This window comes from Metabacillus crassostreae (genome assembly GCF_016908395.1).
In the GTDB taxonomy this organism is placed as follows: domain Bacteria; phylum Bacillota; class Bacilli; order Bacillales; family Bacillaceae; genus Metabacillus; species Metabacillus crassostreae.
This window is the reverse complement of sequence record NZ_JAFBDU010000002.1, coordinates 807,145-831,606: the sequence shown is the minus strand read 5'-3', so window position 1 is coordinate 831,606 and position 24,462 is coordinate 807,145. Positions and strand designations below refer to the sequence as shown.

General features: G+C 34.6%; 18 protein-coding genes and 1 riboswitch. Of the genes, 15 read left to right on the top strand and 3 right to left on the bottom strand.

Going from position 1 to position 24,462, the window contains the following annotated elements; all coding sequences use genetic code 11:
• Positions 1-55 precede the first annotated feature (55 nt).
• Positions 56-1,486, top strand: a complete 1,431-nt coding sequence (locus JOC75_RS11535; RefSeq protein WP_204954177.1) for a sugar porter family MFS transporter — start codon at positions 56-58, stop codon at positions 1,484-1,486.
• A 223-nt stretch (positions 1,487-1,709) separates the two neighbouring features.
• Here JOC75_RS11535 and JOC75_RS11530 read toward each other — a convergent pair whose 3' ends face one another.
• Both JOC75_RS11530 and JOC75_RS11525 read right to left on the bottom strand, forming a co-directional pair.
• Positions 1,710-2,261 carry a hypothetical protein gene (locus JOC75_RS11530; RefSeq protein ID WP_204954176.1) on the bottom strand — a complete coding sequence of 184 codons (552 nt, stop codon included), beginning with the start codon at positions 2,259-2,261 and terminating at the stop codon, positions 1,710-1,712.
• Positions 2,197-2,664: a hypothetical protein gene (locus tag JOC75_RS11525; protein ID WP_204954175.1), complete on the bottom strand. Its 468-nt coding sequence runs from the start codon at positions 2,662-2,664 to the stop codon at positions 2,197-2,199. Before JOC75_RS11525 ends, JOC75_RS11530 begins: the two co-directional genes overlap by 65 nt.
• Before the next feature lie 416 nt (positions 2,665-3,080).
• A riboswitch (cyclic di-GMP riboswitch) is annotated at positions 3,081-3,160 on the top strand.
• A gap of 78 nt (positions 3,161-3,238) precedes the next feature.
• Between JOC75_RS11525 and JOC75_RS11520 the strand changes: the two genes are divergently transcribed.
• Entirely contained in the window at positions 3,239-4,750 is a 1,512-nt protein-coding gene (locus JOC75_RS11520) for a sensor domain-containing diguanylate cyclase (protein WP_204954174.1), read from the top strand.
• Between the two features lie 348 nt (positions 4,751-5,098).
• The gene (locus tag JOC75_RS11515) at positions 5,099-6,697 is read left to right on the top strand and encodes a xylulokinase (RefSeq protein WP_204954173.1); all 1,599 of its coding nucleotides are present in this window, start codon (positions 5,099-5,101) and stop codon (positions 6,695-6,697) included.
• A gap of 437 nt (positions 6,698-7,134) precedes the next feature.
• Here JOC75_RS11515 and JOC75_RS11510 read toward each other — a convergent pair whose 3' ends face one another.
• The gene (locus tag JOC75_RS11510; protein WP_204954172.1) at positions 7,135-8,295 is read right to left on the bottom strand and encodes an ROK family protein; all 1,161 of its coding nucleotides are present in this window, start codon (positions 8,293-8,295) and stop codon (positions 7,135-7,137) included.
• Positions 8,296-8,579: 284 nt separating this feature from the next.
• Here JOC75_RS11510 and JOC75_RS11505 point away from each other — a divergent pair, with 284 nt between their 5' ends.
• The 12 genes from JOC75_RS11505 (at position 8,580) to JOC75_RS11450 (ending at position 24,447) form a co-directional block, all read left to right on the top strand.
• Positions 8,580-10,730 (top strand): glycoside hydrolase family 52 protein, encoded by a 2,151-nt coding sequence (locus tag JOC75_RS11505; protein ID WP_204954171.1) that lies wholly within the window; start codon positions 8,580-8,582, stop codon positions 10,728-10,730.
• 240 nt (positions 10,731-10,970) lie between these two features.
• Positions 10,971-12,302 carry a xylose isomerase gene (xylA, locus tag JOC75_RS11500; RefSeq protein ID WP_204954170.1) on the top strand — a complete coding sequence of 444 codons (1,332 nt, stop codon included), beginning with the start codon at positions 10,971-10,973 and terminating at the stop codon, positions 12,300-12,302.
• Between the two features lie 266 nt (positions 12,303-12,568).
• Positions 12,569-14,074: a xylulokinase gene (xylB, locus tag JOC75_RS11495; RefSeq protein WP_204954169.1), complete on the top strand. Its 1,506-nt coding sequence runs from the start codon at positions 12,569-12,571 to the stop codon at positions 14,072-14,074.
• A gap of 26 nt (positions 14,075-14,100) precedes the next feature.
• On the top strand, positions 14,101-15,255 hold the full coding sequence (locus JOC75_RS11490; protein WP_204954168.1) for a family 8 glycosyl hydrolase: 1,155 nt from the start codon (positions 14,101-14,103) through the stop codon (positions 15,253-15,255).
• An 88-nt stretch (positions 15,256-15,343) separates the two neighbouring features.
• The gene (locus JOC75_RS11485; RefSeq protein WP_204954167.1) at positions 15,344-16,000 is read left to right on the top strand and encodes an SGNH/GDSL hydrolase family protein; all 657 of its coding nucleotides are present in this window, start codon (positions 15,344-15,346) and stop codon (positions 15,998-16,000) included.
• 122 nt (positions 16,001-16,122) lie between these two features.
• On the top strand, positions 16,123-16,755 hold the full coding sequence (locus JOC75_RS11480; protein ID WP_420828021.1) for a polysaccharide deacetylase family protein: 633 nt from the start codon (positions 16,123-16,125) through the stop codon (positions 16,753-16,755).
• A gap of 625 nt (positions 16,756-17,380) precedes the next feature.
• Positions 17,381-19,162 carry a sensor histidine kinase gene (locus JOC75_RS11475; RefSeq protein WP_204954166.1) on the top strand — a complete coding sequence of 594 codons (1,782 nt, stop codon included), beginning with the start codon at positions 17,381-17,383 and terminating at the stop codon, positions 19,160-19,162.
• A complete protein-coding gene (locus tag JOC75_RS11470) occupies positions 19,131-19,916 on the top strand; it encodes a response regulator (protein ID WP_204954239.1) in 786 nt (261 codons plus the stop codon). Before JOC75_RS11475 ends, JOC75_RS11470 begins: the two co-directional genes overlap by 32 nt.
• Positions 19,917-20,053: 137 nt before the next feature.
• Entirely contained in the window at positions 20,054-21,340 is a 1,287-nt protein-coding gene (locus tag JOC75_RS11465; RefSeq protein WP_204954238.1) for an extracellular solute-binding protein, read from the top strand.
• Positions 21,341-21,483: 143 nt separating this feature from the next.
• Positions 21,484-22,362, top strand: coding sequence for a carbohydrate ABC transporter permease (locus JOC75_RS11460; protein WP_204954165.1), 879 nt, complete (start codon positions 21,484-21,486; stop codon positions 22,360-22,362).
• Between the two features lie 114 nt (positions 22,363-22,476).
• The gene (locus JOC75_RS11455; RefSeq protein ID WP_239589436.1) at positions 22,477-23,277 is read left to right on the top strand and encodes a carbohydrate ABC transporter permease; all 801 of its coding nucleotides are present in this window, start codon (positions 22,477-22,479) and stop codon (positions 23,275-23,277) included.
• A gap of 165 nt (positions 23,278-23,442) precedes the next feature.
• Positions 23,443-24,447 carry a sensor domain-containing diguanylate cyclase gene (locus tag JOC75_RS11450; protein WP_239589409.1) on the top strand — a complete coding sequence of 335 codons (1,005 nt, stop codon included), beginning with the start codon at positions 23,443-23,445 and terminating at the stop codon, positions 24,445-24,447.
• Positions 24,448-24,462: the final 15 nt, after the last annotated feature.

Genomic DNA, 24,462 nt, shown 5'->3' with positions numbered 1-24,462 from the left:
TCATCAATGCTTCATTGATGGTATATATCCTACAAAAGGTATGAGGAGGATCAACATGGTAAAGAAACATTCATCTTGGTATGTTATTTTAATCGCAGTTGCGGCAGGTGTTGCCGGACTGATGTATGGTTTTGATACAGCTGTAATTTCAGGGGCGATTGGCTTTCTTGCGGAAAGATACGAACTGTCACCAGCTATGCAAGGTTGGGTCATTTCCTGTGTTATGATCGGTGGAGTTCTTGGTGTCGCAATATCCGGTTTCTTAAGTGATAAGTACGGTCGAAAAAACATTATGTTTTTATCAGCAGTTCTTTTTATCATATCGGCACTTGGATCTGCATTGGCAACAGATGTTACGATGTTAGTTATTGCTAGAATTATCGGCGGATTCGGAATTGGTTTCGCATCTGCATTATCTGTTACCTATATTAGTGAGTGTGCACCACCGGCTATCCGTGGTAGACTTGGTTCACTTTATCAATTATTTACGATCTTTGGTATTTGTGCTACTTTTTACATCAACTATGGGGTAGCAAACAGTGGTTCACATGCTTGGGCTTTAGACGAAGGCTGGCGCTGGATGTTAGGTTATGGAGTGTTTCCCGGAATAATCTTTTTCATCCTATTATTTTTCATACCAGAGAGTCCAAGATTCTTAATGCAAAAAGGTAGAGAAAAAGAAGCGTATCTAACACTTGAACGAATTAATGGGGAAAAGGTTGCAAAGCAAGAAGCGAAGGAAATTAAATTATCGATTGAAACAGAAAAAAATACGTCTATTAAACAGTTACTTAAGCCTGGACTGCGAATGGCTATGGGAGTAGGAATATTCCTTGCACTATTTAACCAAGTGATTGGAATGAATGCTGTCACATACTATGGTCCAGATATTTTCCGTAGTGTTGGCTTTGAAAATAACACAGAGTTTTTGGCAACAAGTATTATTGGTAGTGTGCAGGTAGTGTTTACGATTGTTGCACTTCTGTTAATTGATAAACTAGGTAGAAAGAAGCTTATGGCAGTAGGTTCTAGCTTGATGGCGATCTTTATGGTACTGATTGGAAGCGTATTCTACTTTGAACCGGCAAATAGTGGTCCATTACTAGTAATATTCGTAGCTGGTTTTACTGCAGCGTTCTGTGTATCGATGGGACCGATTCCTTGGATTATGATTCCTGAAATCTTTCCGAACCATTTACGTGGGAAAGCTGTTGGAATTGCGACTATGTTCCTTTGGGGAGCTAACTGGGCAATTGGACAGTTCACGCCAATTCTTATCAATAACATGGGTGGAGCATTCACGTTCTGGATGTTCGCAGTAATAAACGCGGTATGCTTTACATTTGTTATGACAATTGTTCCGGAAACGAAAAATAAAACGCTCGAAGAAATCGGTCAAATCTGGAAGCTAAAAAACAAGCAGGCAATCGATTTTAATAAAGAAATAACCAATGATTATGCTGTGCAGGAAACAACAGGAAAGTAGCGCTATTTATGAATTGGGGTCAGAAACTCTAAATGAAGCTGTGCATTTAGGGGGACTGACCCCATTTTTTTTGACTTCTATTACAGCTGCCAGATTTTCAATTAAAACATTAGTTAACGACTATTTATTAAATATAAAAAGTACGTGGAGTAACGATTTTACAGTCATGATTAAAAAGAAAATGAACGATCACTTTTTAAAGGATCGTTCATTTGTTACGTTATTATTCAAAATCAAAAACACCTTTAGCCATTTGTTTCTCTTTAGCAGAAATAATATGTGGAAAAAAGTAAATTGTGCCTTCATCTTTATGTTCTTTTATTTCTATAGTGCCATTTTTAAGGAATCTCTTGATGGTTCGGTTACTTCTCCATCTTGAAAGTGGCGATACATAAAAGTCATTATCTTTCACTATTCCTTTATTATTAAAAGCCCGTTTTAATACGATGTCCTCTAATAAGTTGTCATGATTTCGAGAATTCTGCCTGGTATAATGTACCACGATCGTTATACTAATAGTTTCCAAAATCAAACCAATGATAAAAATTGTTACATTAAAGGGTTCATTAGGAGAAAAGAAGTTTTCTACTGACATTGCAATAGGAATGACAGCAATGATAGAAAAAAACACAGAAAAAAGTAAGATAAAGTATGTTTTGTGTGAGTATGATTGACCAGGTCCAGCTTTTACTACATTCTGCTGTTGTTTTTTATAATTCTGATACGCCTTTTGCGGTTTGCTTTTCTGTTTCTGTTGTAATTCCTTTGAAGTCATATATTAATGCACCACCTTCACTAACTTTTATGGTTACATATCCGTTTAGCGCCCATTTTTCAAGCAAAGCTTTTGCTTCTTCTAATGTTAGATCTGTGTCCATTGCTAGTTCGATGGGAGTTAAGCAACCTCCCCTGTTTTCTGCTACTTTAAAAATAGTATTCTCTAATTCTTCGTATTTCGATCGTTTGACTTTTTCTGCTTTTATTGACCATTTGCATAGGAAAAAGCCTCCTAAACCTGGCAAAATACCAAAAAAAATGTACATTATAATAATGAGCCCATAGCCTTCACTTTTTAAATCACTAGAAATCGCAATAAAAGATATGATACTGATTAGAAATAGAGTTATTCCTACCACAAATGCGAGTATTCTAAAGATTAATCTCATTCTCATTGCCATTTAATCCACTCCTATACCTTTAGAATTGTATATGTATATTAATAAACATGTTCAGCTAGATTGATTTGTATGAATTATGTCTCTATCATCACTAAGTTAATATTAAAGGATATTTTCAATTCAGTTATTAATAGTTTGTGAATAGTTTTTCTATTTTTATCCAATCTTTTTAATAATGGAGGAAATTCCCATGGGTGTCAATATTACAAAAGTACTAAATAAATCCATGTAACAAGAATTTAAAATAAAACTGTAATTGAATGACTAAGGATTCATGATCAATGTTTAGTGATATTTAACATAATATTTGGAGCATAATGTTCTGTAGTTTGGAAGTGGTAAATTTAGATACGAGATGATAAATTTAACAAAAACTGTTTAAAAAATAGTAAAAATGTACTATAATAATAGTAACTTAATAGATTGGGCAAACTATGTGAAAGCATAGGACGCAAAGCCACGGGTCTAAACACAGTATGACAGCCGGGTTACAGAATACACGAATGAAACTGCTGTGAAAAGCAGTTTTTTTGTTATTGTTTTATCATTAATACATAGTTGGAAGGTGAGTTTTTTGAAGTTAGTATCTTATTGCATCTTGTACCTGATTCCAGCGTGTATCTTTATTTATATGGCAGGGATGGTTTATAGCCGAAACCGCCATAGTGCTAAGCATATAACGTGCAGTTTATTATATGTGTTCACATCGATGTGGTTTTTAGGAGTATTTACTACTTTTATTACTTATCCAGAATATTTTGATGTGCTTACGATTTATTGGGTGAATGGAGCTATATCTATAGCATCTTTATTAGCACTACATCTTTGGTTAATGAATGCTAATATGTACGCAAAGGAGAAAGGGAAATATCTCAAGCTTCTATTTGTTCCAGGTGTATTTATGCTATTGACGTTTCCAATTGATTCATGGATGTTAAGAAGTGATGGAAATACGTTAGAGCCAATACTCATCCCAGGACCTGGTTTATATTTATTATGGATCGTTGATTTCACATATCTTACGATTAATCTTGTGTTAACTATAATTGAAATGAAAAAGGGAAATAACGCTGCTAAATTATGGTACAAAGGGATATTATTATATTTTATCTGGACGTTCTCAATGTTAGTAGCAGCTTTAATTTTACAAGATACTAATCTTTACTTCTTTGTTTACTTTATTCCTCATGGATCTCTATTTTGGGCTTTTGCAATTTTTCTTAGTATGTCAAGATTTGACTATTTATCATCTTATGAGAAGCGTTATAAGATCTTATTTCAACGCTCCCCTCAAGGAATACTTATTATGGATATAGAAGCAAAAGTTCTCGAGGCAAGTCCGCAAATCTCTCAATACCTTGGTGTTGAAAGGGAAGAACTAGTTAACAAGTCTATCCTTTCGTTTTTAGGTGGAGTAGACAAGCAAACATTTATCACCAAGCACCAAAAGATATTTAAGGAAAAAACAAAAATTGAAAACTTCGAGTTAACGTTTGTAAATAAATTAGATGAACAAAAAACGTTATTGGTTGATTCTGAGTTTATTTTAATAGAAGGAAAATCACTTCAGTTTTTAATGTTAAAGGATATAACGGAAGCTAAAATAAAAGAGGATAAAGTGAGGTATTTAGCTTACCACGATATATTAACAGGGTTATCTAATCGTGCAGCGTTTGAAAAGCAAATTTCAGAGCTTTTGAATAAGAAAGAGATGTTTAATCTGTTACTGATGGATTTAAATAAATTAAAGAAAATCAATGATACGTTTGGTCATCAAGCTGGCGATTATGCTATAAAACATATAGCAAATATTTTACAGGAGCTTGTGACAGATAAACATCATGCAGCAAGATTAGGTGGAGATGAATTTGTTATGTTACTAAGTATTGATGAAACAGAGGAAATGATAAACAAAATTAAGCAGCAGCTAACTATACCTTTAACGTTATCTAGTCAAAATCAACTACATCTTTCCGCAAGTATTGGCGTTAGTTCTTTTCCTAAAGATGGTATGACAATGGATCAGCTTTATAGTGTAGCAGACAAACGTATGTATACAGAGAAATATAGCGGAACAACATCATAATCATATTAAGTTATAGAAATTTAAAAGCTTATAATTTCAGTGGGACTCCATCCAAAGTATGGTAGTCTTTTTTTGTTTTAAGTAAATAACTTAGCACAATAAAAGCAATAAAATAACGAAACATGATCTTGATTGTACGTACAATTTAAAGTATTATAGAATTACGACAAGATACATGCGTACAAATTTACAAAAAGTAGATATGTAGGTTAATAGTTACGGACATACGTTTCGTAAAGGAGTACATAAAGTTAAGATCGTGAGACAGGGTGTTCTCATGTGATCTAGACTTTTAGCCCATTATATTTGTAAACGGTTACTAATATGAAGTTATCAGGGGGAAACCAAATGAGTTATGATGTAAAGCATTCGATTGAAAGTGGTAAAACAGCACTTGGTATTGAACTTGGTTCAACTAGAATTAAAGCAGTTCTTGTTGGAGAAGATAATACGCCAATTGCTTCTGGTAGCCATGATTGGGAAAATAGCTATGAAAATAATGTGTGGACATATAGTGTTGAAGATATTTGGAGAGGATTACAAGATAGTTATCAAAAAATGGCCAGCGATGTCAAACAGCAATATGGTGTGACATTGAAAACAGTTGGATCAATTGGATTTAGTGCAATGATGCATGGATATATGGCTTTTGATCAAGATGGAGAGCTTCTTGTACCTTTTCGTACATGGAGAAATAATATAACTGAACAATCTTCAAAAGCTTTAACAGAATTATTTAATTATAATATTCCGCAAAGATGGAGTATTGCTCACTTGTATCAAGCAATCTTAAATCAAGAAGAACATGTTGCAAGCATTAATTTTCAAACAACATTAGCTGGTTATATTCACTGGAAATTAACAGGTGAGAAAGTTCTTGGAGTTGGGGAAGCATCTGGTGTATTTCCAATTGACTTAAATACGAAGAATTATAACCAAACTATGATTACTCAATTTAATGAGTTGGTTGAACCAGATAAATTACCTTGGAAGCTAGAGGATATTCTTCCTCAGGTTTTAGTAGCGGGAGCAAAAGCTGGTGTTCTTACAGAAGAAGGAGCAAAGCTTCTTGATGTCTCAGGTGAGCTTCAAGCTGGGATAGAGCTATGTCCGCCTGAGGGTGATGCAGGAACTGGTATGGTTGCGACAAATAGTGTAGCAAAGCGAACTGGAAATGTATCTGCAGGTACCTCTGCATTTGCGATGGTTGTATTGGAGAAGGATTTGTCGAAGGTATATCCTGAGATTGATCTTGTGACAACACCAACAGGTAATCTTGTAGCAATGGCTCATTCTAATAATTGTTCTTCTGACTTAAATGCATGGGTAGGATTATTTGAAGAATTTACTACAGCGTTGGGAATAGATGTAGATAAAAATAAATTGTTTGAAACGTTATTTAAGAAAGCACTTGAAGGTGATGCTGATGCTGGCGGTCTGTTATCTTATGGCTATCTTTCTGGAGAGCATATGACTCACTTTGAAGAAGGTCGTCCATTGTTTGTTCGTTCTACAGGAAGTAATTTCAATCTAGCGAATTTCATGCGTACACATTTATTTACGGCATTTGGTGCAATGAAGATCGGCATGGATATTCTTATTAAAGAAGAAAAAGTAGAACTAGATGAGATTCTAGGTCATGGTGGTATCTTTAAAACTGAGGGTGTAGGACAAAGCATTTTAGCTGCAGCTTTCAATACTCCTGTTTCTGTTATGACAACAGCAGGAGAAGGTGGAGCATGGGGAATTGCACTTCTTGCATCGTATATGAATAACAAAGAAGATAACCAAACACTAGAAGAGTACTTAAACGAAAAGGTCTTCGCAGGTCAAGAAGGAAAGACAATGTCTCCTGATCCTAAAGATGTTGAAGGCTTCGAGAAATTTATGGAACGTTACAAAAAAGGACTTGGTATTGAAAGAGCGGCAGTTGGAAATCTTAACTAAATAATTAGCTTTTACACCAGTGTTTGCTAATGAAAAGAGGCTGGACATAAGTATATAAGCTAATGATAAACCCGAATTATTAGGTGAAATTACAATCAATCATTCTCCTGATAATTTGGGTTTTATTTGCCGTTTTTAATAGATTTTATTATTTTGTATACTATTTTTAAAAACTAGTGGAATGGAGCGGAAGACACTAGGGCTCCTACGGGAATAGAGGAAAGGCTGAGACCCCGCAGGCGCTTGCGTCGAGGAGGCTCAGCTTCCTCCCCGGCGAATGGAGTGTCTGTAGCGCAATGGAACGAACTTGTTTCTTTCAGCTTACTGAATTTAGATTTATTGGTATTTTTGTGTTTTAATTATGTCCCAGTTTACGTCTTCAAATGAAAAACCCTGCTATTCATATTAATAGCAGGAGTTATCTTAGTGCAGAATTTTTACTGATTTTTAGCTTCTCCCTTAATAAAACTTTCAACTACAAACGCAGATACACCCAAAGCAGTTGAATGCTTTTCAAGCTTCGAGAAATGTAGCTGAAGTTTTTGTTGATGGTGTGACAATGTATGATTCTTTATTGTCGTCAAAATGGGTTGCTCAATCCATTCTTTTGCCAATGCTAATCTATTTCCAATGATAACTTGATCAGGATTAAACGTGTTAATAATATTATTAATCCCAAATCCTAAGTATTGACCGATTTTTTCAAATAGCTCTTCGGCATTTTTGTTTTGATTTTCTGCTAATTCTATTAATGATTCTAATGATTCTGACGTTTCACCAGCCATCTCTAATAAAGCATTTTCTGATGCGTATGCTTCCCAGCAGCCTTTACTGCCACAGTTACAGAGCTTGCCATTAACATCAATAATCATATGTCCCATTTCACCTGAAAATCCATCTTTCCCTTGGTATAGTTCCTTGTTTAATATAATTCCAACACCAATTCCGATTCCAGCACTGATGTAAATAATGTTTTGATAATCCTGACCTGCTCCAAACTGTTGTTCTCCAAAGGCCCCAGCATTTGCTTCATTTTCGATGATAACTGGTATTTGAAATAAATCCTCAAGGTTATTTTTCAACATGATGTTTTTCCAGCCTAAGTTAGGTGCAAGAAGGACTGAACCTTCTTTGTTTACAATTCCAGGAACACCTATACCAATACCGACAATTCCATACTTACTACTAGGCATTTCATCAATTAGTGAATGGATCATGTTCTGAACGATATTCATAATGGCATGGTAAGGAGTTTCTTTGACCATTTGATTTTTCTCAATGATGATATTGCCCTTTAAATCTGTTAAAACACATAGTACATAATTAACTCCGATATCAATACCAACGGCATAACCAGAAGCTTTATTAAAATGGAGAATAACAGGTCGTCTACCACCACTTGATTCTCCCGGTCCTGATTCAAATATAAGTTCTTCTTCTAATAATTCATTAACTAAAGATGAAACGGTTGCTTTATTTAAACCAGATACTTGAGCAATGTCAGCTCTTGAGATAGGTTCTTTTTCGATAATTAATTGTAATACAAGTGCTTTATTGTTTTTCTTCACAACTTGTTGATTCCAGGTAATAGACGCCACTTCTAAAACTCCTCATTTGTTAGTAATTATATTTTATCATAAACTTAGTTTAATGGATATACAAACTTAATGTGTGGTGTTATAATGACAAATAGTTAGGCAGTAAGTTTATACTTCAACAAAGGAGGTAAGATACTTTTCTCCACTTTAATCGATAAAAATCCAAAACAAGGTGCTTAAAAAATAAGATAAATGAATCCGTTTACATGATTATTCTAAATACTTTACATAGCAATAGTATTTATATTGCTTTCTATATTAATGATAGGAGAGTGAGTAAAGATATGACAAAAAATATGTTTTTCAATGCACATCATTCACCAATTGGTGCGTTTTCTAGTTTCACTCTAGGATTTTATGGTAATGGGGGAGGATTGGATTTAGAGCTTGGTCGATCTCCAAGGAAAAATGTTTATGTTGGTGTTGAATCGATAGAGCAAGAAGGCATGTATCATGCACTTCCTTTTTTTGAAATGGAAGATGACGAAAGTAAGCGTTATGATATTGAGAATATGGATCCTGATCAAGATAAACCAAAAATAGTTCTACCATATTCTAAGGATGAAATAGAAAGAGACTTTCAATTAGGAACAGACTCCTGGAGTGCAGGGGATTTAACTTTCACTATTTATTCACAAGCACAATCTGTACCAGATCCAGCTTTTGCTTCTGATGAAGAGTTGAAAAAAGCATTAATACCAGCAGTTTGGGCAGAGCTTACGATTGATAACACAAAAGGATTAAAAAATCGCCGGGCATTTTTTGGATATCAAGGAAGTGATCAATATAGCTCAATGCGTCGTTTAGATGATACATGTGACAAAATTGCAGGTGTTGGTCAAGGACGTTTAACTGCTATTACTTCAAATGATTCTGAAGTAAAATCAGCTTTGCATTTTAGCTTGGAGAATATTTTAACAACTCCTTTTGAAGAGAATTGGGCATTTGGGTTAGGACCTGTTGGCGCTCTTATAATGGATGTACCTGCAGGAGAAAAACGAACATATAAATTTTCAGTATGTTTCCACCGTTCAGGATATGTAACTGCTGGAATGGATACATCTTATTATTACACAAAATATTTCCCGAATATTGAATCTGTAGCAGCTTATGCTCTGGATAATTTTAAAGAATTTACAAGTAGAGCTGTACAAGCAAATAAATTGATAAGTGAATCTGATTTATCTGATGACCAAAAATTCATGATGATCCATTCAATTCGCAGTTATTATGGATGTACGCAATTACTTGATGCTGATGGTGAGCCTTTCTGGGTTGTTAATGAAGGGGAATACCGCATGATGAATACATTTGATTTAACAGTAGACCAAATTTTCTTTGAATTAAAAATGAATCCATGGACTGTTAAAAATGAATTAGATATGTTTGTTAGTCGTTTTAGCTATGAAGATAAAGTTCGCTTTCCAGGTGATGAAACTGAATATCCTGGTGGTATTAGTTTTACACATGATATGGGTGTGGCAAATACGATTTCAAGACCACAATATTCATCATATGAGCTTTATGGTTTAGATGGATGTTTTTCACATATGACTTATGAGCAGTTAGTGAACTGGGTACTATGTGCGTCAGTATATGTGGAGCAAACGGGAGATCAAGATTGGTTAAAAGCAAATTTAGATATTTTTGTTCGTTGCTTTGAAAGTATGTTAAATCGTGATCATCCTGAAGCAGATAAACGTGATGGAATTATGGGGCTAGATTCAACTCGAGTAATGGGTGGAGCGGAAATTACAACATATGATAGTTTGGATGTATCTCTTGGGCAGGCAAGAAATAATATTTACCTTGCAGGAAAAACTTGGGCATCATATGTAGCATTAGAAAAGCTTTTTAAAGAAAATGATTACGTTGATTTATCGAAGCAAGCTGGTCTTCAAGCTGAAAAATGTGCAGAAACAATTGCTTCTTATGTGACTTCTGATGGCTATATACCTGCTGTTATTAAAGAAGGAAATGATTCTAAAATCATTCCAGCAATTGAAGGATTAATTTTCCCTTACTATACAAATAACCTTGAAGCATTAGATCTCAATGGTCGTTATGGAGCTTATATGCAAGCATTGAGTACACATTTAAAAACTGTATTAGTTGAAGGTGTCTGTTTGTTTGAGGATGGTGGCTGGAAGATTTCGTCTACTAGTAATAACTCTTGGTTAAGCAAAATTTATCTTAGTCAATTTATTGCTCGTGAGATCTTAGATATGAAGTGGGAAGAACAAGGAGCTAAGGCAGACGCAGCACATGTTGCATGGCTTACTCACCCAACATTATCTGTGTGGAGCTGGAGTGATCAAATTATCTCAGGTGAAATAGCTGGTAGTAAGTATTATCCACGTGGAGTTACGAGTATCTTATGGTTAGAAGAAAGTAAGACGTTGTCTAACTTAGTTACAACTTCACAAAATGTGTGATAAAAGTTTAAGAGGTTATCTATGAAGATGCCTAACCTGAACGTAACCCACATTATTGTGAGGGTTAGGTAATTAATTATATATATATGCTAAAGTGTAAAAATAAAAAACACAAAATAACTTAGTTTATTGGATAGACAAACTAAGTGAACGGTGCTATAATCTGATTAAATAATAGTATTGTAAGCAGTTACATTATTGATATATTAAACTAATAACTTACTAATTGGAGGAATAACAATGGCATATTTTGAAACAGTAAATAAAATTAATTTCGAGGGTGCTTCATCTACAAATCCTTTTGCATTTAAATATTATAATCCTGAAGAAAAAATAAACGGTAAAACAATGGAAGAGCTTTTACGTTTTTCAGTTGCTTATTGGCACACATTCACTGCAGATGGCTCTGATCCATTTGGTGCTGGTACAGCAATTCGTCCATGGAATCATTTATCAGGTTTAGATCTAGCAAAAGCACGTGTTGAAGCAGCATTTGAATTATTTGAAAAGTTAAATGTCCCATTCTTCGCGTTTCATGATGTTGATATTGCTCCAGAAGGAAGTACTTTAAAAGAAACAAATGAAAATCAGGATGTTATTGTTGGTATGATTAAAGAATACATGAAAACTAGCAAAGTTAAATTGCTTTGGAATACAGCCAATATGTTTACAAATCAAAGATATGTACACGGTGCAGCAACTTCTTCAAACGCAGATGTATTTGCTTATTCTGCAGCAAAGGTTAAAAAAGCACTAGAAGTAGCTAAAGATCTTGGTGCTGAGAACTATGTATTCTGGGGTGGACGTGAAGGTTATGAAACTTTACTAAACACAGATATGAAGCTTGAACAAGATAACTTAGCACGCTTTTTCCACATGGCAGTAGATTATGCTAAGGAAATTGGCTTGAATGTTCCTTTCTTAATTGAGCCAAAGCCAAAAGAGCCAACTAAACACCAATATGATTTTGATGTAGCAACAGGTCTTGCATTCCTACAAAAATATGATCTTACGGATCACTTTAAGTTTAATATTGAAGCTAACCATGCAACATTAGCAGGTCATACATTTGAGCATGAATTAAGAACAGCACGTATTAATGGAATGCTTGGTTCAGTTGATGCGAACCAAGGTGACACATTGCTTGGATGGGATACAGATGAATTCCCAACTGATTTATACACAAACACTTTAGCTATGTATGAAATTTTGAAAAATGGTGGCCTAGGTAAAGGTGGCTTGAATTTCGATGCAAAAGTAAGAAGAGGATCATTTGACGCAGAAGATCTTTTCCATGCACATATTGCTGGAATGGATGCATTTGCTATTGGATTAAAAGTAGCAAACAAATTAATTGAAGATAAAGTTCTTGATGGCTTCATCGAGGAACGCTATAGCAGCTATACAAATGGTATTGGATTAGATATTGTTGAAGGAAAAACGAATTTCCGCGAGCTAGAAGCATATGCTCTTCAATTAACAGAAATCAAAAATCAATCTGGTAGAACTGAACGTCTTAAAGGATTAGTAAATCAATACTTATTAGAAACTCTTTCAGGTGCAAGAGTTTAATCATTTGCGGCTGTTAAACATTGTTGTTGATTTCCGTTACAGGCATTCGCTTTCCGCGGGCGGTCCGGTAGCCTCCTCGTAAGCTGAGCGCCTGTGGGGTCTCCTCTGGACTCGCTCCTCCCGCAGGAGTCTCATGCCTTTCACTACAATCAACAAAGTTCTAATAATCAACATAAAGCTTTAATATTGCTTAACCATTTAAATAATACAAAGTATGCTGGATGTATTTTACTCCAGCATATTTTCATAGAAAAGGAGAATGATAGATGAAATACGTAATAGGTGTTGATCTAGGAACGAGTGCGGTCAAAATATTGCTTGTAAATCAAAATGGTGAGGTTTGCCATGAAGTGTCAAAATCATATCCGTTAATTATTGAAAGATCAGGCTATAGTGAACAAAATCCAGAGGAATGGGTGGAAAAAACAACTGTTGGATTAGCTGAATTAATGGATGTTTTTGACGGTGATGTGAGTGACATCGAGGGCATTAGTTTTTCAGGACAAATGCATGGATTAGTTTTAGTTGATCATGAAGGTCAAGTTGTTAGAAATGCTATTTTGTGGAATGACACACGAACAACACCGCAATGCGAGGAGATTTATGATGTTGTTGGTAAACAACGTTTATTAGAGATAACAAAAAACCCTGCATTAGAAGGCTTTACTTTACCAAAAATTCTTTGGGTGAAGAAGCACGAGCCAGAAATTCTTGAACGTTCTAGCTTGTTTATGTTACCAAAGGATTATCTTCGTTATCGGATAACAGGACATATTCATATGGAATATTCAGATGCTGCAGGAACATTGTTATTGGATATCGCTAAGCGTGAATGGAGTCAAGAAATTTTAAATTTATTTGATCTTTCAACTGGATTTTGCCCTCCATTAGTAGAATCACATGATTTTGTTGGGACGGTTACGGACAATTTTGCAAAAGAAACAGGGTTATCTAATAAAACAAAAGTGTTTGCTGGTGGTGCAGACAATGCATGTGGTGCTATTGGCTCTGGTATTTTAAATGAAGGGAAAACACTATGTAGTATCGGAACATCTGGTGTTGTACTTTCTTATGAAGAGCGAAATGACCTTGATTTTGAAGGAAAGGTTCACTACTTTAATCATGGTGAAGAAAATGCTTACTATACAATGGGAGTTACACTTGCTGCTGGTTATAGCTTAAGCTGGTTTAAAGATACATTTGCAAAAGCAAAAGAAGAAGATTTTGATCAATTTTTAGAGGGTGTTGATGAAGTAGCGGCTGGTAGTAATGGGTTATTATATACACCTTATATAGTTGGAGAAAGAACACCTTATGCTGATTCATCGATACGTGGAAGCTTTATTGGCATTGATGCTGCTCATGAGCGAAAGCACTTTGATCGTTCTGTTCTTGAGGGAATCACTTTTTCATTAAATGAGTCTATTGAGATTTTTAGAAATAGTGGTAAAACAATCGATTCTATTATCTCGATCGGTGGCGGTGCTAAAAATGAAACGTGGCTACAAATGCAGGCAGATATTTTCAACGCAAAAGTAGAGAAGCTTGCAAGCGAACAAGGACCTGGAATGGGAGCGGCAATGTTAGCGGCATATGGCTGTGGCTGGTATCCTTCACTTAAGGATTGTGCACAAGAATTTATTCAAACATCCAAAACCTATTATCCTATTAAGGAAAATGTTGAAGCATATAAAAAACTATTTAAAATTTATCAGCAAGTATATACGCAAACAAAAGAGTTAAATGATCAGTTAAGAGAATATAGAAAGTAGTTGGGATTTTTTAGCGGAGGTGGCTGATGAAAGAAGTAGCGAAAACAAATGAGGGGTCTTTTTTTACAGGGAAATATCGAAATCTATTTAAAGAAATTGGATTAACAGATGGGGAGATTACTAGAAGAATTAACGCTAATTGGGAAGAGTTATTTAGCGGAAACAAAAGTACTCGAATTTATCATCAAGTTGATGATGACTTTGGCTATATGCTTGATACAGGTAATCTTGATGTTCGAACAGAAGGAATGTCATATGGAATGATGATGGCTGTACAAATGAACCAAAAAGATATTTTTGATTGCTTATGGAACTGGACAATGAAAAATATGTATATGACAGAAGGAGAGCACGCTGGGTATTTTGCTTGGTCATGTCAGCCTGATGGAACAAAAAATGCATATGGACCAGCTCCAGATGGTGAAGAGTATTTTGCATTAGCTTTATTTTTTGCCTCACATCGATGGGGAGATGGTGCTGAGCCCTTTAACTACAAAACACAAGCCAAAGATATTCTCAGAACTTGTATTCATAAAGGAGAAGATGGAAACGGCTATTCTATGTGGAATAGAGACAATAAGTTAATTAAGTTTATTCCAGATTGTGAGTTCACAGATCCATCGTATCATTTACCACATTTCTATGAATTATTTGCATTGTGGGCTTATGAGGAAGATCGAGAGTTTTGGAAAGAAGCAAGTGCTGCTAGCCGAAACTATATAAAAATTAGCTGCCATCCACAAACAGGTCTTGCTCCTGAATATGCTTATTATGATGGAACGCCGAATGATGAAAATGGTTTTGGGCATTTTTATAGTGATTCCTATCGTGTTGCGGTGAATATTGGTCTTGATTTTGAATGGTTTAGAGGAGATACCTCTGAAACAGAAATAGCGAATAAACTTCAAAATTTCTTTGCAGATAAAGAGCCTGAAGATTATCGTCGTTATAAGGTTAATGGTGAACCATTTGATGAAAAATCTCTGCATCCTGTGGGTTTACTTGCAACAAACGCCATGGCTTCGTTAGCAGCAGATGGTCCAAACCGGTTAAAATGGGTAGAACTACTATGGAACACTCCAATGCGTACGGGAAACAGAAGATATTATGATAATTGTCTCTATTTTTTTAGTATACTAGCTTTAAGTGGTCACTTTAAAATATGGATGCCAAAAGATTAATAATAATGAATTGGAAGCCAAACAAGTTGTCTATACTTTTGGGCTTCCAATATCTATACATTTTGGCGAAAGTTCAGGGGGTAAAAAGATGAAGCTTGAGCAAGGACAGAAATTGTTGTTCATTGGAGACTCAATAACAGATTGTGAAAGAGCTAAACCAGAAGGAGAGGGCTTATTTCAAGCTCTTGGCAAAGGGTATGTTTCATATATCGATGCACTTTTGCAAGCCGTTTATCCTGAATTCGGTATCAGAGTTGTGAATAAAGGGATTGGTGGTCATACTGTTCGAGATCTAGAAAACAGATGGCAGGAAGATGTGGTGAATCAAAAGCCTGATTGGTTAGTAGTAATGATTGGTATTAATGATGTGTGGCGCCAATTTGATACACCTTTCATAAAAGATTGGCATGTGTTAATTGACGAATATGAAGTTACTCTTAGAAAGCTTGTTGTGGAAACAAAGCCACAGGTGAAAGAAATGGTGTTAATGACTCCATTTTATCTGGAAAGCAATGAGCAGGATAAAATGCGTCAGAAAATGGATCAATATGGACAAGTGGTCAAGAAAATTGCAGAAGAAACCAACTGTTTATTTGTCGATACTCAGGCTGCATTTAATGTCGTTTTAAAAGAGCTTTATTCAGCAACGTTGGCATGGGACCGAGTTCACCCAACTGCTGCTGGACATATGGTTTTAACTAGAGCATTTTTAAAAGAAATTGGTTTTAACTGGAATCGCTCTTAACATGAGTTACAATCAAGACACTTGTTTTAGAAGATAAGTGTCTTGAAGCTAGATTCCTTAGAGTATCATAAACAACAATTCATCAGAAAAGAGCTCTACATAAAGAAGTGGGGGATAGCCAGTTGAATGAAAATATGATAATTAACGAAATCCCAACGGTGGAAAAGGTTATAGCTTTTACATTTGATGATGGACCTGATCCTATTTATACAACTCAATTACTAGAGATTTTTCATAGTGTAAGAGGTAAAGCAACATTCTTCATGATTGGTGAAGAAGTAGTTAAATATCCTGAGATTGTAAGAAAAGTTGCAGAACAAGGGCATGATATCGGAAATCACACATTTTCTCACCCTAACCTATCAATGCTAAGTACTGCAAAATGTTTAGAGGAAATTGAGTTAAACGAGAAAAGTATTGAGAAAGTTATCCGTCAAAAACCCGTTGTTTTTCGTCCACCTTACCTTGATTATAACGAAGATACAATATCAAGCATCTCTAATAAGGGATATCCTCCTATGATAGGTGCCTTAAATTTAGAAGCTCGAGACTGGGAACAACCTGGTATTGATCATATTCTTGCAAAATCCAGAGAATGTGTGAAGAACGGTAGCATCTTAATTTTCCATGATGGCTATGGAGACCGCTCACAAACAATCGAAGCAGTAAGTAAACTAGTTTCAGAATTAACCCTACAAGGCTATCAATTTGTAACTGTAAGTGAACTATTAAAACTTTCTAAAAACCCTATTTAAGTGCTCTCAGCTAGATTTGAATTAAAATCCTCCAATTATAGAGCAATATCTATATTTAATATCATCCACTTCTCATGCTTACACTTTCATTTGCATTGGCTACTATAGTAAATTAGCTGTATTTATTGAAGGATTTAAGGTATACAACCTATTAACTTGTTTACTTAGAATAGACTTCTATAAGTTTTAAGATAAGACTATTTTCTAAAAAAATTACTATTTTAGTAGTAAGAACTCTTTCATAAAGAGCCCTTCAAGAGGTTGTTATTATTAAACTAGGTTTAAAAACCATAGTGGAATGAAGCGGAAGACACTTGACTCCTGCGGGTGTAGAGGAAAGGTCTAGACCCCACAGGCGAAGCCGAGGAGGCTCGACTTCCTCCCCGCGGAAAGCAAGTGTCTGGAGCGCAATGAAACGAACTAAATTTAACGTATAATTGTATTAAAGCCTTACACTAAGATATTCTCAACAAAGTAAAAGGTTTAATCGTTTACTTACTATACAAAGACAGTAGAAAAAAATCCTACTAGCAATATAATAGTAGAAGGAGTCCTAAAACCGATATCATTCAATAAATGACAACGTTTCCAATCGCTATTTCTAAATAAGAAGGGTGTTTCAAACATGCTCAAAAAACTCCAAAGATGGAACACACTAAGAAACCAAATCCTAGTCGTTTTTTTAGTTGTTATGGCAGTAGTGTTATTAATAGTAAGCTTACTAACTTTTAATAAAGTATCAACGCTGCTAAAAGATAACGCAGATAAACAAATAAATCAAACAGCAGTTGAAGCAAATGGCAGATTAGAATCTTTATATAAACAAATTAGCACAGCCTCTAAACTAGTGATGACCAATTATAATATTCAACGAGTTTTAACAAAGGGGTATGAGGGAGAAGAAATAAGCTTCTCTGAGCGACAACAAATAGATGGAATTGTTAACACAATTCAGGCCAATACAGATGGAATATTTTCATTTGAGTTATATACAGATGATTTGAATCGTTTACTACCACTAGATAATGCAAGCTTGTTTTCCAGAATTGATAGTAAATGGATTCGTCAGGCTAATAGAGAAAATGGTGGATTGGTTTGGATAGGTGATGATCCACGTAATTCAGATAACATATTGGCACTGAGACGGGTGAATCTTATGAGTCATGGCTATGCTAATGGTGGATATCTTCTAATTAGTATATATCGAAGTTATTTTGAATTTGCAGATGAAACAGAAGAAAACAATTATAATCAATATTCTATTTTGTTAGATAATAACCAAAAGCCAATCTTATCAAACTATCAAGAATCTATTCAACCAATCATTAGTAATACTTCACCAACTGTTACATTAGACAATGAAGAATATATGGTGACAAATCAAACATCGAATGAAACTGGTTGGACAATTATGATTTTAACTCCAATCAAAGCACTTACAGAAGGAGTTAGTGTGTTGAAGGCTGGGATTATTATCTCTGGTATTATCGGATTTATTATCTTCTCGATCTGTTCACTCTTTTTATCAACCTTTATTACAAGTCCAATCCTGAAATTAACTAGAACCATGCAACAAGCTAGCACAGGTTCTTTATCTATGAATCCCAGTGTGACAACCATTAATGAAATAAACGAATTAAATAGTACGTATAATCAGCTTGTTAAAGAAACGAATCATTTAATACAAATGGTCTATCAAAAGGAAATTACTCGAAGCCGTAGTGAACTAAAAGCACTTCAAGCTCAGATTAATCCTCATTTCCTCTTTAATACATTAGATGCTTTAAAATGGGCATTAGAAGATAAAGATGAAGAAGAGCTAGCAGAGTTTGTTATTGCAATGTCTGATTTATTCCGCTATACCATCACAAAGCAAAGTGATGGTGATTGGGTAACAATTAAAGAAGAAATTCACCATATCGAGAATTACATGGAGATTATGAAAATGAGATTTGGTGACCATTTACAGTGGAATCTTAGGGTTTTATCAGAGTTAGAGAATGTTAAGATACCGAAATTATTGATTCAACCAATTGTTGAAAATGCTGTTCTACATGGTGCAGGTAACACATTAAAGCCTTGTATGGTTACTGTTTCCATAGAACAAATAGATACCGAGTATTTGCAAATACTTGTGGAAGACGATGGTCCTGGAATTCCTAAAGAAAAGCTAGAATCTATTAGAAACTCGATACAATCAGGAGGAATCACGTCAATAAACAAAGGCAATGGTATGGCCATTTCGAATGTACACAAACGCCTAGAATTATACTATAAAGATCGCTTAAATAAGGGACTTACCATAATTAGTGATGAAGGCAAAGGAACAGTTGTTTCTTTTGTGATACCTGTGAATGGGGAGGAAGAAAACGATGGTGAATACAAAGACAATGCTAATAGTAGATGATGAACCAAGAACACGGCAGGGGTTAAAAAAGACTTTAGATACATGGTCAAATGGGAAATATGACATTTATACAGCTGCTAATGGTGAAGAAGCCATTGAATTTATGCAAAAGCAAAAAGTGCATATCTTAATCACTGATATTAGGATGCCTGAGATTACTGGTTTACAATTACTAAAAGCAGCAAAAGAACAAGATATTAATCCAGTTATCATCGTTATTTCGGCATACTCAGAGTTTGAATATGCACAAGAAGCTCTTCGGTTAGGTGTTACCAATTATTTACTAAAGCCAATAAGTAAAAAAGTATTAATTGAGGCAGTCGAGAGTGCTGAACACTCTGTTGCTAAACAAGAGCAGGCTGGAATGATTGAAAAAGTGGTAGATAAAAAGCTTGTTGATTTGTATTCAAAAAATCCTTCTAATCCAGAACCGATAAGAGAGGCCATTGAATACATTAATAATTCTTTAAAAAATGAAATCACTCAAAAAGAAGTGGCAGATCATGTTCATTTAAACCCCAGCTATTTAAGTGTGCTATTTAAGGAGCATGTAAAGCTAACTTTTAGCGAATATGTAACAAGACGAAGAATCCAAAGAGCAAAAGAACTATTGATTACTACAAATCTTCCAATCTATGATATTGCGGAAGAATCAGGTTATAAAACGGCTAAGTATTTCATCAAGATATTCAAAGAAATGGAGGGAGTGACACCAAGTGCATATAGAAAAAACAACAATGAAAGGGCTTTCTAAAAATAGTAGTATTTCTTCTAATCACTGTGACCTATTTTAGAAACAATCGTGATGCTACACTATAAATGTAAGAAGGAAATCAAAAAAGGTCATAGGGGGTAATTATTTTGTTTAAAAAGAAAGCGGTTGCAGTGTTCATGTCTATACTTATGCTGGTATCTTTAGCTCTTGTAGGTTGTTCTTCTTCTTCAAGTAGCTCTGATGAAGGCAGCACAGGCGATGAAAAGGTAATCAAGTTCATGCATTTGTGGCCTGAAGGCAGTTCAAATGCACAGTTCTCAATTGTTAAGAACATTATAAGTGATTATGAGAAGGAAAATGAAGGAATAAAAATTGAAACAGAAATTCTAAGTCCTGATCAGTACAGAGAGAAACTGAAAATTTTAGCTTCTTCAAATGAATTACCTGATATCGGGATGACTTGGTCAGATGGATTTATTAAGCCTTATGTTGAAGGTGATATGTTAGCTCCTTTAGATGATGTGGTTGAAGGAAATCTTAAGGATGCATTTATCCCTGGTGTAAAAGAATCATATGCTGTTGATGGGAAAACATATGGTCTTCCGCTAGAATTAAATATTTCATATGTATTTTATAATAAGGAAATTTTTGAAAAATATAACCTAGAAGTACCTCAAACATTTAGTGAATACAAAAATGTTGTAAAAACATTAGCAGATAACGGCGTTGTACCAGCAACTGTTGGTGCTAAAGATGGTTGGCCAGCATCATTCTGGTTTATGTATATGGCAGACCGTATTGGTGGATCTACTATCTTAACAGATGTTATTCAAGGAAAAGCAAAAATGGATGATCCATCTATTGTTAAAGCTGCTGAAGAAGTTCAAAACCTTGTAGATATGGGTGGTTTTGTTAAAGGTGCAAGTGCTTTATCAAATGAAGATGCAAAAGGTTACTTTATGAATGAACAAGCAGCTATGTTCCTTACAGCTACATGGGAATTACCAAATTACACAACAAGCCCTGATGTAACACAGGAATTTAAAGATAAAATTGGTTATTTTAAATTCCCAACATATGAAGGTGGAAAAGGCACTGATATCAATAGTTATGTTGGTGGACCTGGTGTTGGATTATTTGTTGCTAAAGACTCTAAAGTTCAAGATGAAGCAAAAGATTTTGTTGGATATTTAGTTGAAAAATGGGGAGAAAAATCAGTAACTGAAGCAGGAGTAATTCCAGCAACGAAAGTAGATACATCTAGCTTAGATCTTGCTCCAATGTATATTGATATTTTAAAAGATTTAAGTGAAGCATCTAATGTTACAACTTATTTTGATACTCAATCAAGTCCTGCTGTATCAGAGCTTCACCACAATTTAGTTACGGCATTATTTGGAAAGCAAGTTACTCCAGAAGAGTTCGTTAAACAGCATGTTGATGAACTGGCAAAAGAGGAATAGTCGTCAAACAGTGAATTAGTTTCACTTACTGGAGAGGTTGAATAATAAGTACCAGACCTCACTCATCATACCTAAATAGGGTTGTGGGGTTTGGTACTTTAACTTTGCGAAAATCTTCATATATTTTGAAGGGAGTATAGAAAATGAAAAGTGTAATGTCAAACAAATTAGTAATCACCCTTTATGTACTTCCTGCTTTAATTCTCATTCTACTACTCATATATATCCCTATAGTTTTAACAGGTTATTACGGTTTAATGGATTGGAACGGAATTGGCGACATGAAGTTTATCGGATTAGATAATTACATTGAATTAGTCCAGGATAAACTATTTTGGCAAAGTACATGGCACTCCCTATTACTTGGAATCTTTTCTACTGCTAGCTTAATAGGTTATTTAATTTTATCTCTTATCCTAGCAAGCAAAATAAAGGGAGCAAATTTTTTAAGAAAAATATATTTAATTCCAATGTTATTGTCATCTGTTGCTATTGGACAGCTATGGGCAAAAATCTTTGATCCTACGAATGGAATGATAAACAGATTATTAACCATGTTAGGCGTTGAGAATCCTCCTTTATGGTTAGCAGATGCTGATATTGTCTTATTTGCCATCTTTATACCAATTGTGTGGCAATATGCAGGCTTCTATATCATTATTTTTTACGCAGCATTAAAAAATGTTCCCGAGGAGCTAATTGAAGCAGCGAAAATTGATGGTGCCACTCCAATACAGATTGCTTATAAAATAAAGGTTCCACTTATTTCAGATGTAATAAAAGTAATGGTTATTTTAGCAATTGTTGGTTCATTAAAATATTTTGACTTGATCTTTGTTTTAACTGGTGGCGGTCCTAACCATGCGAGTGAGGTTATGGCATCTTATATGTATTCTGAAGCATTTAGTAAATATAATTTTGGTTATGGTAGTGCGATTGGATTTGGATTATTAGTTATCTGTCTGGGAATGACTTGGCTTATTCAAAAATTACTTTCTTCTAAAGAAGAAGTGGGAAATTAATAAAGGGGAGTGAAAAAGTTGACTAAGGTTGAATATGAAACACAAAAAAATACGACCCTACCACCTTCTCATAAAACAAATAAATCACTTGGCACAAGAGTTGGATTTGCACTTCTGTACTTAGTATTAGGTGCTATTGCAATCATTCAAGTCTATCCGCTGGTATGGTTATTTCTATTTTCTTTAAAAACCAATCAAGAGGTATTCGGAATGTCCCCGTTTTCATTTCCACAAGATCCTCAGTGGGGCAACTATGTTAAAGCATGGACAGCAGGTAATATTGATGTTTACTTTTTTAACAGTGTTTTGTACACAGTAGTCTCTGTAGTACTAACAGTTATCCTTGCCAGCTTTGTAACATTTGCGATCACAAGAATGTATTGGAAATTAAGTGGAGTTGTTCTTGGTTTGTTTATGGCAGGGTATATGATACCACTTCATTCAACATTAATTCCGTTATTCAATTTCTTCAAATCGGTTAATTTAATCGATAATCCTATTTCGATTATCTTATCTTATGTAGCATTCAATTTACCGATAACCATAATGATTTTAAGTGGATTTTATCGATCATTACCAAGGGAAGTTGAAGAAGCAGCTGTCATGGATGGCTGTTCAATTCATACGATTTTCTTTCGAATTACACTTCCAATGACAGTACCAGTGCTTTCAACAACCGTTATTATAAACATGATTTATAATTGGAATGAGTTTGTTTTCGTCAATACGTTTATGAGCTCTGACAAGTGGAAGACAATCACTGTTGGTGTAAATAACTTTGTTGGTCAATATCTAACCGATTGGGGAGCTATTGGTGCAACACTTATGATTAGTATTATTCCAGTATTAATTGCTTACTTCATTCTTAGTGATAAGATTGTCGAAGGAATTGCAGCTGGATCAGTGAAAGGGTAATGTATTGAGTTAAAAGTATGAAAATCATTTGAAATATATGAAAACCGCTATTGATGGTCAATCAACAGCGGTTTTTTGTATTTAGGCTGCTTCGTTAATAACCTAGATGGAATATATAACACCTTAATGATTGTAAGTAATAACCAATCGAAGTAAAATGGGATAATGAGCAACAAAGGAGATGACGAAAAGAAAAAGATGATCACTTTTCAATTTTTAACAGGGTTTTTAATCGCATTATTAATAGGATTATTGATAAATATTATTTTAGTACAGAAATGGAAAGTGCAAAGAACGTTATTAACAGAAAATCATCAGCGATTTGTACATTTAGTAGAAACACCTAATGACTTTATCTATTATGCCCGAGTGCATCCAGAGGTGAAGTTTGAATATCTAAGCCCATCAGCTGAAAACTTTTTTGGAGAAGGGTCTAATGCTGATGCATATATAAGTTCGGAAGTTGCTTTTAAAGATATTCACCCGGAGGATTATGAGATACTTATGAAAAAAATAAATGGTGAGCTTGATTATAGTAAACCAATTATCCAAAGGTGGAAAGATAAAGATGGTCATTATAGGTGCTTTGAGGAATATGCCACACCCATTTATAAAAAGGGGAAGCTAGTTGCTCTTCAAGGTGTGTTAAGAAATATTGATGAAAGAATTGTTTTACAGGAAAAACTCCATTATCAGTTATATCATGATGCGTTAACTGATATACATAATAGAGCTTATTTTGAATTGATTTTTACTAAATATAATGAAGAAATGAATATGCCTGTTGCCATCATTTTGTGTGATTTAGATGATTTAAAGTTTATTAACGATCATTATGGTCATAAACAGGGAGATACCATAATAAAAGATACTGCTCAGCTATTAAATGAATTCTCTTCTGATACTATCACCGTAGCAAGAATTGGTGGAGATGAATTCATTTTATTTGTAGAAGATAAAAATGATAGTGAAATTCACGTGTTAATAACAACTCTTAAAGAAAAGCTAGAACTACATAATGAATTTTCAGAGTTTGAAATAATGCTATCAATTGGCTATGCTTATACACCGACATCACAGGGAGAAATGTCACGTTTATTTTCTCAAGCTGATAAGAATATGTATAGTGATAAAAGGGAGAGGAAAAAGTCATTCATACAGCTCCATTAAATTATAGATAAGGCA

Coding starts and splice junctions, on each gene's coding strand:
- JOC75_RS11535 (WP_204954177.1), top strand. CDS start 56: ATGGTAAAGAAACATTCATCTTGGTATGTTATTTTAATCGCAGTTGCG.
- JOC75_RS11530 (WP_204954176.1), bottom strand. CDS start 2,261: ATGACTTCAAAGGAATTACAACAGAAACAGAAAAGCAAACCGCAAAAG.
- JOC75_RS11525 (WP_204954175.1), bottom strand. CDS start 2,664: ATGGCAATGAGAATGAGATTAATCTTTAGAATACTCGCATTTGTGGTA.
- JOC75_RS11515 (WP_204954173.1), top strand. CDS start 5,099: ATGAGTTATGATGTAAAGCATTCGATTGAAAGTGGTAAAACAGCACTT.
- JOC75_RS11505 (WP_204954171.1), top strand. CDS start 8,580: ATGACAAAAAATATGTTTTTCAATGCACATCATTCACCAATTGGTGCG.
- xylA (WP_204954170.1), top strand. CDS start 10,971: ATGGCATATTTTGAAACAGTAAATAAAATTAATTTCGAGGGTGCTTCA.
- xylB (WP_204954169.1), top strand. CDS start 12,569: ATGAAATACGTAATAGGTGTTGATCTAGGAACGAGTGCGGTCAAAATA.
- JOC75_RS11490 (WP_204954168.1), top strand. CDS start 14,101: ATGAAAGAAGTAGCGAAAACAAATGAGGGGTCTTTTTTTACAGGGAAA.
- JOC75_RS11485 (WP_204954167.1), top strand. CDS start 15,344: ATGAAGCTTGAGCAAGGACAGAAATTGTTGTTCATTGGAGACTCAATA.
- JOC75_RS11475 (WP_204954166.1), top strand. CDS start 17,381: ATGCTCAAAAAACTCCAAAGATGGAACACACTAAGAAACCAAATCCTA.
- JOC75_RS11465 (WP_204954238.1), top strand. CDS start 20,054: ATGTCTATACTTATGCTGGTATCTTTAGCTCTTGTAGGTTGTTCTTCT.
- JOC75_RS11460 (WP_204954165.1), top strand. CDS start 21,484: ATGAAAAGTGTAATGTCAAACAAATTAGTAATCACCCTTTATGTACTT.
- JOC75_RS11450 (WP_239589409.1), top strand. CDS start 23,443: ATGAGCAACAAAGGAGATGACGAAAAGAAAAAGATGATCACTTTTCAA.